Raw genomic sequence first — 10,234 nt, 5'->3', positions numbered from 1 at the left:
CTCGGTCGATCAACTGCGCGATCTGGTCGCGACCATCAACCTCACCGCCGGCCAGGTGGCGGCCGCCGTGCAGGAAACCCAGGCCACTGCCATGCACCTGGCCCAGGCCTCGGAGCATCAGGCGCAGCAGATCTCTGAAGCCTCGACCGCGATCAGCGACATGGCCCAGTCGATTGATCAGGTCTCGGCCAATGCCGCCGAATCCTCAGCGGTGGCCGAGCGTTCGGTGGAGATCGCCAACAAGGGCAACGAGGTGGTGCACAACACCATCCACGGCATGGACAACATCCGCGAACAGATTCAGGACACCGCCAAACGCATCAAGCGTCTGGGCGAGTCGTCCCAGGAAATCGGCGACATCGTCAGCCTGATCGACGACATTGCCGACCAGACCAACATCCTCGCCCTCAACGCGGCGATTCAGGCGTCGATGGCCGGGGATGCCGGGCGCGGTTTTGCCGTGGTTGCCGATGAAGTGCAGCGACTGGCCGAACGTTCGTCCGCCGCCACCCGGCAGATCGAAACCCTGGTGCGGGCGATTCAGACCGACACCAACGAAGCGGTGATTTCCATGGAGCAGACAACCACCGAAGTGGTGCGCGGCGCGCGACTGGCGCAGGATGCCGGGGTGGCCCTGGAAGAAATCGAAGGCGTATCGAAGACCCTTGCCGCGCTGATCCAGAGCATCTCCAACGCGGCGCAGCAGCAGACGTCTTCGGCCGGGCAGATTTCCCTGACGATGAACGTGATCCAGCAGATCACCTCGCAGACCTCGTCCGGTTCCACCGCCACCGCCGAGAGCATCGGCAATCTGGCGAAAATGGCCAGTCAGCTGCGCCGTTCGGTATCCGGTTTCACCTTGCCGTCGGCGTCCGCGACGGACAAGGCGTGAGTGGAGTGGTTATGGGTGATCGGCACGACTACGTGGCCCTCGAATGGGTCAAGGGCGAAATTGCCGAAACGCTGAAACAGGCGCATCAGGCGATTGAAGCGGTGCTCGATGACCCGCAGGCCGCGTCGGGGCTGGATGAGTGCCTGGCCTATATTCATCAGGTGCACGGCAGTTTGCAGATGGTCGAGTTCTACGGCGCGGCGTTGCTGGCCGAAGAGATGGAGCATCTGGTCCAAGCCCTGCAGCAGGAGCGCGTCAGCCACCGCGACGAAGCCCTGCACCTGCTGCTGCAAGCCCTCGGGCAATTGCCGATCTACCTCGACCGCGTGCAGAGCGCCCGCCGCGACTTGCCGCTGGTGGTGCTGCCGCTGATCAACGACCTGCGCAGTGCGCGCGGCGACAGCCTGCTCTCGGAAACCAGCCTGTTCAGCCCGCCACTGCAGGACTTGCCGCCGTTGAGCGCAGAGGCCCTGGCCGCGCTGGAGCCGGCCGAGTGGCCCAACGTGCTGCGCAAGTTGCGCCAGATGCTGCAAATGGCGCTGGTCGGTTTGCTGCGCGAGCAGGATGACCAGACCCACCTCGAATACCTGGCGAAAGTCTTCCAGCGCCTCGAAGCGCTCAGCGCCGATGCGCCGTTGAGCCCGCTGTGGCAGGTCGCTTCCGCGCTGGTCGAAGGCATGTGCGAAGGCGCCATCGCCAACAGCCCGGCGCTGCGCAGTTTGTTCAAGGACGCCGACAAGGAACTCAAGCGCCTGCTCGAACAAGGCCTGCGCGGCCTCAATCAGCCGCCACCGCCGGAGCTGCTGAAAAGCCTGCTGTTCTATATTGCCAAAGCCGAACATCCCACCGGGCAGATGCTGACCATGAAAGATCGCTACTCCCTGGACGACGCGTTGCCCGACAGCGCGATGGTCGACGAAGAACGCGCGCGCCTGGCCGGCCCCGACCGCGATGCGATGCGCTCGGTGCTGGCGGCGCTGTGCGAAGAGCTGGTGCGGGTCAAGGAACGTCTCGACCTGTTCGTCCGTAGCGACCGTCAGCACACCTCCGACCTGGAAAGCCTGCTGGCGCCGCTGCGGCAGATCGCCGACACCCTCGCAGTGCTCGGTTTCGGCCAGCCGCGCAAGGTCATCATCGATCAACTGGCGGTGGTGCTCAGCCTCGCCCAAGGCCAGCGCGAACCGAATGACGCAACCCTGATGGACGTTGCCGGCGCGCTGCTTTACGTCGAGGCCAACCTCGCCGGAATGGTCGGCACCGTAGAGCCGGAAAGCCCCGAAGACGCACGCCTGCCGACCACCGACCTGACGCAGATTCATCAGATCGTGATCAAGGAAGCACGCATCTGCCTGCAACAGGCCAAGGACATGATCGTCGATTACATCGACGCCGACTGGGATCGCCAGCAACTGCAACCGCTGCCGGAGTTGCTGACTCAGGTGCGCGGCGCGCTGGCGATGATTCCTCTGAGCCGGGCGGCGAGTCTGGTCGAGGCCTGCAACAGCTTTATTCGCGAGCATTTGCTGCTCGATCCACACGAGCCGGGCTGGCAGCAACTCGACCATCTCGCCGACGTCATCACCAGCCTCGAGTATTACCTCGAACGCCTGAGCGACGACCCGCAAGCGCCCAATGAACAACTGCTGGATGTCGCGCAAAAGAGCCTCGCCAGCCTGGGGTTCTTTCCACATGAGCCGCACGTGCCGCTGCTCGACGACGTACTCAGCCCCAGCGAAGCGCTGGTGATGCAGGACCTGCAAGCGCTGGATGACCCCGAGACCGTGCAGTCGCTGGCCGAGGTGCTGGCCAGCCCGGTGTCGGCGGTCAACCCGCCAGCCTTGATCACCCCCGGCAGCCTGATGCCGCCCCCGGCCGATGAGGAACCGGTGGACGATGAACTGCGCGAAGTGTTCCTCGAAGAGACCGACGAGGTGCTTGAAGTCCTGCACGAATACCTGCCGCGCTGGACGGCCGACACCCATGACCGCGCCGCCCTGACCGAACTGCGCCGCGCCTTTCACACCCTGAAGGGCAGCGGGCGCATGGTGCGTGCGCTGATCCTTGGCGAGCTGGCCTGGGCCGTGGAAAACCTGCTTAACCGCGTGCTGGAACACAGCGTCGAACCCGGCGCGCAGGTGCAGCAGTTGCTCACTGACACGGTGTTGCTGCTGCCGGAATTGATCAGCGAATTCGCCACGCAGCGCCAGCGTCAGCGCAGCGATGTCGATCAACTGGCGGCCCGCGCGCATGCGCTGGCCAAAGGCGTCGAGCCGCTGGCGGCCGAAGACGTCGAGGATGTGGCGGCCCTCGACCCGCTGTTGCTGGAAATTTTCCGCAACGAGGCCGAAACCCACCTCGCCAGCCTCAACCGCTTCCTCGATCAGGCCGCCGAACATGTGCCGCTGCCGGCCAGCGACGAATTGCAGCGCGCCTTGCACACGCTCAAGGGCAGTGCCTCGATGGCCGGTGTGTTGCCGATTGCCGAACTGGCGGCGCCGCTGGATAAACTGGCGCGCGAGTTCAAGGCGCATCAGTTGCCGATGGATCTGGATGAAGTGGAATTGCTCCTTGAAGCCGAAGGCCTGTTCCGCGTTGGTTTGCGCCAGCTCAAGCACGATCCGCTGGCGCCGATTGTCGGTGCGCAGTCGCTGATCAAACGCACCGAAACGCTGCTCGCCGAACGCCTGGAAGCGATCCTCAGCGCACCCAATACCGGCCTGCGGATCAAGCGCGATCCGCAACTGATCAACAACTTCCTAGCCCAGGGCATGGACATCCTGCTCGACGCCGAAAGCCTGTTGCAGCGCTGGCAGCAGCACCCCGGCGAGCGTCAGGAACTCAGCGCGCTGCTCGATGAACTGACCACCCTCGGCGAAGGCGCACACCTCGCCGATCTGCTGCCGGTGGACGTGCTCTGCGAAGCCTTGCTCGACCTGTATGGCGCCGTCGAAGAAAGCAGCCTGGCGGTCAGCGACAGGTTTTTCCACGAGGCACAGAACGCCCACGAAGCGCTGATCAACATGCTCGACGAACTGGCCGCCGGCCAGGAAATCACCCCGCAGCCGCAGCGCATCCGCGCCTTGCACGAACTGCTCGATGAAAGCCTCGACCCGACGGCGATGGGGCTGATCCGCAGCGACGGCAGCCGCACTTTGAGCATCCATGAGCTGGGCGCCGCCACCGCCGAACTGTCCCACGCCAATGCCGAGACGGCGCCGGACGACGAGATCGTCGAGATCTTCCTCGAAGAAGCGGTGGACATCCTCGACAGCGCCGGCCAAGCCTTGCAACGCTGGTTGAGTGACCCGGAGAACGCTGCGCCGCTGTCGTCCTTGCAGCGTGATCTGCACACCCTCAAGGGTGGCGCGCGAATGGCCGAGGTCGATGCCATCGGCGATCTGGCCCATGAGCTGGAAAGCCTTTACGAAGGGCTGGTGGATCGTCGCTACAGTCACAGCGAGGCGCTGGGGCGCTTGCTGCACAAGGGCCATGATCGCCTGGCCTTGTTGCTGGAGCAGTTGCAGGCGCATCAACCACTGCGCCCGGCGCAGGATCTGATCGATACAATCCGCCAGTTCCGCCAGGGCGCCTCCGGCACTGCCGAAACGGCGCAACCGGCCGCCGATCACGACAGCGCCGCACATGACCCGGAACTGCTGGAAATCTTCCTCGAAGAAGGTTTCGACATCATCGAAAACTCCGGCGCCGCGTTGCTGCGCTGGCAGGCCGAGCCGGGCAATCGCCAGGAAGTGGAAACCCTGCTGCGCGATCTGCACACCCTCAAGGGCGGTGCGCGGATGGTCGAGATCGGCCCGATCGGCGACCTCGCCCATGAACTGGAATACCTTTACGAAAGCCTCGCCACCGGTGTGCTGCAACCGTCCGCCGAACTGTTCGCGTTGGTGCAGCGCGGGCATGACCGATTGGCGCAGATGCTCGACGGCGTACGCGCCGGGCAGCCGTGCCCGCCGGCAGATCGGCTGATCAGCGCGATCCAGAATTTCAGCCACCCGGCGACCCCGGACACGCCACCGCTGCTGTCGGTTCCGGCCAAGACCGAGCCTGCCGCACCGGCCGCCGATGCCGGCGCGGACATGGTCAAAGTCTCCGCCGAACTGCTCGATGATTTGGTCAATCTGGCCGGGGAAACCTCGATTTTCCGTGGCCGCATCGAGCAGCAAGTCAGCGATGCGCAAACCGCGCTGAACGAGATGGAAACCACCATCGAACGCATGCGCGATCAGTTGCGCCGGCTCGACACCGAAACCCAGGGGCGGATTCTCAGCCGTCAGCAAGTCGATGCCGAACGCCTCGGTTACGAAGAATTCGACCCGCTGGAAATGGACCGCCATTCGCAGTTGCAGCAATTGTCGCGGGCGCTGTTCGAATCCGCCTCCGACCTGCTCGATCTCAAGGAAACCCTCGACCGCCGCAACCACGACGCCGAGAACCTGTTGCAGCAACAGGGGCGGATCAACACCGAATTGCAGGAAGGCCTGATGCGCACGCGCATGGTGCCGTTCGAGCGGATGCTGCCGCGCCTCAAACGCATCGTCCGGCAGGTCGCCGAAGAGCTGAACAAGGACGTTGCGTTCATCATAGGCAACGCCGAAGGCGAGATGGATCGCAATGTGCTGGAGCGCATGGTTGCGCCGCTGGAACACATGCTGCGCAACGCCGTCGACCATGGTCTGGAGTCTGCCGAAGTGCGGCTGGCGGCGGGCAAACCGGCGCAGGGCACGATCACCCTGGACCTGACCCGCGAGGGCGGCGACATTGTTTTCGACATTCGCGACGATGGCGCCGGGGTGCCGCTGGATGCGGTGCGGCGCAAGGCGATCAAGCGCGGTTTGCTGGCGCCGGACGCCGAGATCAGTGACCGCGACGTGCTGCAGTTCATCCTGCAGCCGGGGTTTTCCACCGCGGAAAAGATCACCCAGATTTCCGGGCGCGGCGTCGGCATGGACGTGGTGCACGAAGAAGTCCGCCAGCTCGGCGGCACCATGAGCATCGACTCGGTGCCGGGGCAGGGCGTGCATTTCCGCATTCGTCTGCCGTTCACCGTGTCGGTCAACCGCGCGCTGATGGTGCAGTGCGGCGAGGATCAATACGCGATTCCGCTGAACACCATTGAAGGCATCGTCCGCGTGTTGCCGAATGATCTGGAAGCGCACTACCGCAACGATCCGCCGAGCTATCACTACGCCGGACAGCGCTACGAGTTGTGCTACTTGGGCGAACTGCTGAAAACCGCGCCGCGGCCGAAACTGCTCGGCCAGAGCCTGCCGTTGCCGGTGCTGCTGGTGCAGTGCAATGATCGGCATATTGCGGTGCAGGTCGATGCGATGGCTGGCACTCGCGAGATCGTGGTCAAGAGCCTTGGCCCGCAGTTCGCGGCGGTGCAGGGCGTGTCCGGGGCGACGATTCTTGGCGATGGCCGGGTGGTGCTGATTCTTGATCTGCTCGCGCCGATCCGCGCGATGCAGGCGCGGGTTGCGCAGCGTCCGGCGCAGGCGGAAATCGACAGCGAACCGCAGAAGCGACTGCTGGTGCTGGTGGTCGATGACTCGGTCACCGTGCGCAAGGTCACCAGCCGTTTGCTCGAACGCCACGGCATGAATGTGCTGACCGCCAAGGACGGTGTCGACGCGATGTTGCTGCTCGAAGAACACATGCCCGACCTGATGCTGCTCGACATCGAAATGCCGCGCATGGACGGCTTCGAAGTCGCCACCCAGGTGCGCAACGATGAACGCCTGCAACACCTGCCGATCATCATGATCACCTCGCGCACCGGGCAGAAACACCGCGACCGCGCGATGGCCATCGGCGTCAACGACTACCTCGGCAAGCCGTATCAGGAATCGGTGCTGCTCGAAAGCATTGCCCACTGGAGCAAGAAACATGCATGAGCGCCGCCACAACGCGCGCACCAGCCAACTCACCGGCCTGCTGCTGCCGCTGGCCGACCGCAACCTGATCCTGCCCAACGTCGCCGTCGCCGAGCTGATCGACTACCAGGCCAGCGCCTTCGACCTCGACACACCGCCGTGGTATCTGGGGCGGGTGAGCTGGCGTGAGCGGCAGATTCCGCTGCTGAGTTTCGAGTCGGCCTGCGGGCAGAAAATCGTCATCGGCGAACGCGCGCGGATCGTCATCCTCAATGCCCTTGGCGGCTTGCCGCAGCTCAAATTCATTGCGCTGCTGGTGCAGGGGATCCCGCGCTCGTACAAGCTCGACAGTCAGTTGAGTTATGTCGATGTGCCGTTGTGTGCGCTGGAGCAGGCGGCGGTGCAGGTCGGGGAGCAGGTGGCCAAGGTGCCGGATTTGTTGGGGTTGGAGCAGTTGTTGGTGGAGGCTGGGCTGGTTCACTGATCCAGAGTTTGTGGTGCTTTGACTGGCCTCATCGCTGGCAAGCCAGCTCCCACAGTGTCCGGGTTGTATTCAAATTTTGTGAACTCCACAAAACCCTGTGGGAGCTGGCTTGCCAGCGATAGGGCCAGTTGAGTCATCAAATTCTTACAGGCAAATCTTCAATTCCTGCAGTGTAATAAACATCTTCTGGCACAGCTGTTTAAAGACACCAAGTGTTACGCCTCACCAGCCTACAAATCCTTGCGCCACTGCCTACGCATGCACCAGAATCCGCCGGCTTGTGCGCCCTCGGCAGGCTGCGTAACTTGATCCCGTCACTGATTTCCAGTGATCGGGTTTAGTAGCCCGTCATATTTGGGGTGTGTAGCCCATCAGACAGTCAGGTACTCCTTACCTGCACTTTTTGGTGGCTGTGCGCAGGGCGCCTTCGGGCGCGCCGGTTTCCCAGATCCCCGGTCTACTAACCTGCGCACAGCTGCCTCCACTTCTTTTAGTAGAGAAGCGGTGGCTAGCCCGATTGAGGATCTGGTAAATGTTCAAAGTAACGCCAAACCCGCCGCCCACCGACCCGGCATCCCCCTACGAATCCCCCGACTCGAAGAAATTCCACGAAGCCGCCGAACGCGCCCTCGACCATTACCTCGGCCCGACCCTCGCCGATGTCATCGCCACACCCTACACCGCCAACACGCTGTACATCGCCAACCCCAACGCCGACAGCGAATCCCTGCTGGCCGACGCCAGCGAAAGCCTCGGCTCGGCCACGGTCATGCTCAACAATCACGCGGCCACCGTGGAAGGCTCACAGCGCAAGACATTGCAGGGCATCGCCCAGGTGGTGATGGTGGCGGAAATGGCGGTGAATCGGGTGCTCGACAAATTGGTACCGACGGACTGAAAAGCGCAGCGTTCCCCTGTAGGAGCTGCGGCACGCTGCGATCTTTTGACCTTGATTCTGAAGATCAAAAGATCGCAGCCTCGTTTCACTCGGCAGCTCCTACAGGGGATTTGGGTTTTCACAAAGTATTGAGCAACTCAAAACCCTGTGGGAGCGAGCCTGCTCGCGATAGCTATCTCAACCATTACGCTCAGCGTAATGATTCACCACCGCGCTTGATTGATGCGCCCCGCTCACACGCCTAACTTGGCTCCACGACAGCGAACCCCGTGGAGTGAGCATGACAACAACAATTTCCCCCGACTCGCGCTGGACGCGGCGGCGTGACGAGAAGCAGCGGCGCCTCGACAAGGTGCGCGGGCTGGCCGACGGTGTGGTACTGCCCAGCGACAGGATCGTCGCCGCGCTCGAAGCGCTGATCCATCCCGGCGACCGGGTGGTGCTGGAGGGCAACAACCAGAAGCAGGCGGATTTCCTTTCCCGTTCGCTCGCCAAGGCTGACCCGGCCAAGCTGCATGATCTGCACATGATCATGCCCAGCGTCGGTCGCTCCGAGCACCTGGACCTGTTCGAACGCGGCATCGCCCGCAAGCTCGATTTCTCCTTCGCCGGCACCCAAAGCCTGCGCATCAGCCAGTTGCTCGAAGACGGCTTGCTGGAAGTCGGCGCGATTCACACCTACATCGAACTCTACGCGCGGCTGGTGGTGGACCTGATCCCCAACGTCGTGCTCTCGGCCGGGTTCATGGCCGACCGCGCCGGCAACATCTACACCGGCCCCAGCACCGAAGACACCCCGGCACTGATCGAACCGGCGGCCTTCAGCGACGGCATCGTCATCGTTCAGGTCAACCAGTTGGTGGATGACGTCAGCGAATTGCCGCGCGTCGATATCCCGGCCTCGTGGGTCGATTTCGTGGTGGTCGCCGACAAGCCGTTCTACATCGAGCCGCTGTTTACCCGCGACCCACGGCACATCAAACCGGTGCACGTGTTGATGGCGATGATGGCGATTCGCGGGATCTACGAAAAACACAACGTGCAGTCGCTCAACCACGGCATCGGTTTCAACACCGCCGCCATTGAGCTGATCCTGCCGACCTACGGCGAATCCCTCGGCCTCAAAGGCAAGATCTGCCGCAACTGGACACTCAACCCGCACCCGACGCTGATCCCGGCCATCGAAAGCGGCTGGGTCGAAAGCGTGCATTGCTTCGGCACCGAACTGGGCATGGAAAACTACATCGCCGCGCGCCCGGACGTGTTCTTCACCGGTCGCGACGGCTCGCTGCGTTCCAACCGGATGTTCTGCCAACTGGCCGGGCAGTATGCGGTGGATCTGTTTATCGGCGCGACGTTACAGGTCGATGGCGACGGCCATTCTTCGACCGTCACCCGTGGTCGTCTCGCCGGTTTCGGCGGTGCGCCGAACATGGGCCACGACCCGCGCGGTCGCCGTCACGGCACCCCGGCATGGCTCGACATGCGCCACGACGACGCGCAGCAACCGATGCTCGAGCGCGGCAAGAAACTGGTGGTGCAAATGGTCGAGACCTTCCAGGAGGGCGGCAAACCGACCTTCGTCGAAACCCTCGACGCGGTGGAAGTGGCGAAGAAAAGCGGCATGCCGCTGGCGCCGATCATGATCTACGGCGACGACGTCACTCACCTGCTCACCGAAGAAGGCATCGCCTACCTGTACAAGGCGCGCTCGCTGGAAGAGCGTCAGGCGATGATCGCAGCGGTGGCCGGCGTCACCGCCATCGGTCTGCGCCACAACCCCAAAGACACCGAACGCATGCGCCGCGAAGGCCTGATCGCCTTGCCCGAAGACCTCGGCATCCGCCGCACCGACGCCACCCGCGAACTGCTGGCGGCGAAAAGCGTGGCCGATCTGGTCGAGTGGTCCGGCGGCCTCTACAACCCGCCCGCCAAATTCAGGAGCTGGTAATGCACGCACTCAACCTGCAAGCGCAACCCCTGAGCCTGAGCGAACGCCTGGCCGATCTGGCGGTGGACGCGCTGATCGACGAAGCCGATCTGTCGCCGAAACCGGCACTGGTCGATCG

At 63.4% G+C, this 10,234-nt stretch carries 5 protein-coding genes and 1 pseudogene; all 6 read left to right on the top strand.

Annotated elements, in window-relative coordinates; translation table 11 throughout:
• A partial coding sequence (locus tag DBR18_RS28430) for a methyl-accepting chemotaxis protein (RefSeq protein ID WP_177482418.1) occupies positions 1-892 on the top strand: 892 nt, incomplete at its 5' end.
• Between the two features lie 11 nt (positions 893-903).
• Entirely contained in the window at positions 904-6,804 is a 5,901-nt protein-coding gene (locus DBR18_RS21670) for an Hpt domain-containing protein (RefSeq protein WP_108591851.1), read from the top strand.
• Positions 6,797-7,267, top strand: a complete 471-nt coding sequence (locus DBR18_RS21665) for a chemotaxis protein CheW (protein WP_027610587.1) — start codon at positions 6,797-6,799, stop codon at positions 7,265-7,267. Before DBR18_RS21670 ends, DBR18_RS21665 begins: the two co-directional genes overlap by 8 nt.
• Positions 7,268-7,799: 532 nt before the next feature.
• Complete coding sequence (locus DBR18_RS21660) at positions 7,800-8,165, top strand: DUF6124 family protein (protein ID WP_108591850.1); 366 nt, start codon at positions 7,800-7,802, stop codon at positions 8,163-8,165.
• Between the two features lie 280 nt (positions 8,166-8,445).
• Positions 8,446-10,116 carry a malonate decarboxylase subunit alpha gene (gene mdcA / locus DBR18_RS21655; protein ID WP_108591849.1) on the top strand — a complete coding sequence of 557 codons (1,671 nt, stop codon included), beginning with the start codon at positions 8,446-8,448 and terminating at the stop codon, positions 10,114-10,116.
• Positions 10,116-10,234: pseudogene (locus DBR18_RS29670) on the top strand (triphosphoribosyl-dephospho-CoA synthase MdcB); the annotation flags it as partial. The gene mdcA and the pseudogene DBR18_RS29670, both read left to right, overlap by 1 nt.

Source organism: Pseudomonas sp. HMWF021, from assembly GCF_003061005.1.
Lineage (GTDB): Bacteria > Pseudomonadota > Gammaproteobacteria > Pseudomonadales > Pseudomonadaceae > Aquipseudomonas.
The sequence above is the reverse complement of the archived record's forward strand: the minus strand, read 5'-3'. Positions and strand labels throughout refer to the sequence as shown.

Excerpts from the sequence above, each read along its gene's own strand:
- DBR18_RS21670 (WP_108591851.1), top strand. The coding sequence starts at position 904 with ATGGGTGATCGGCACGACTACGTGGCCCTCGAATGGGTCAAGGGCGAA.
- DBR18_RS21665 (WP_027610587.1), top strand. The coding sequence starts at position 6,797 with ATGCATGAGCGCCGCCACAACGCGCGCACCAGCCAACTCACCGGCCTG.
- mdcA (WP_108591849.1), top strand. The coding sequence starts at position 8,446 with ATGACAACAACAATTTCCCCCGACTCGCGCTGGACGCGGCGGCGTGAC.
- DBR18_RS21660 (WP_108591850.1), top strand. The coding sequence starts at position 7,800 with ATGTTCAAAGTAACGCCAAACCCGCCGCCCACCGACCCGGCATCCCCC.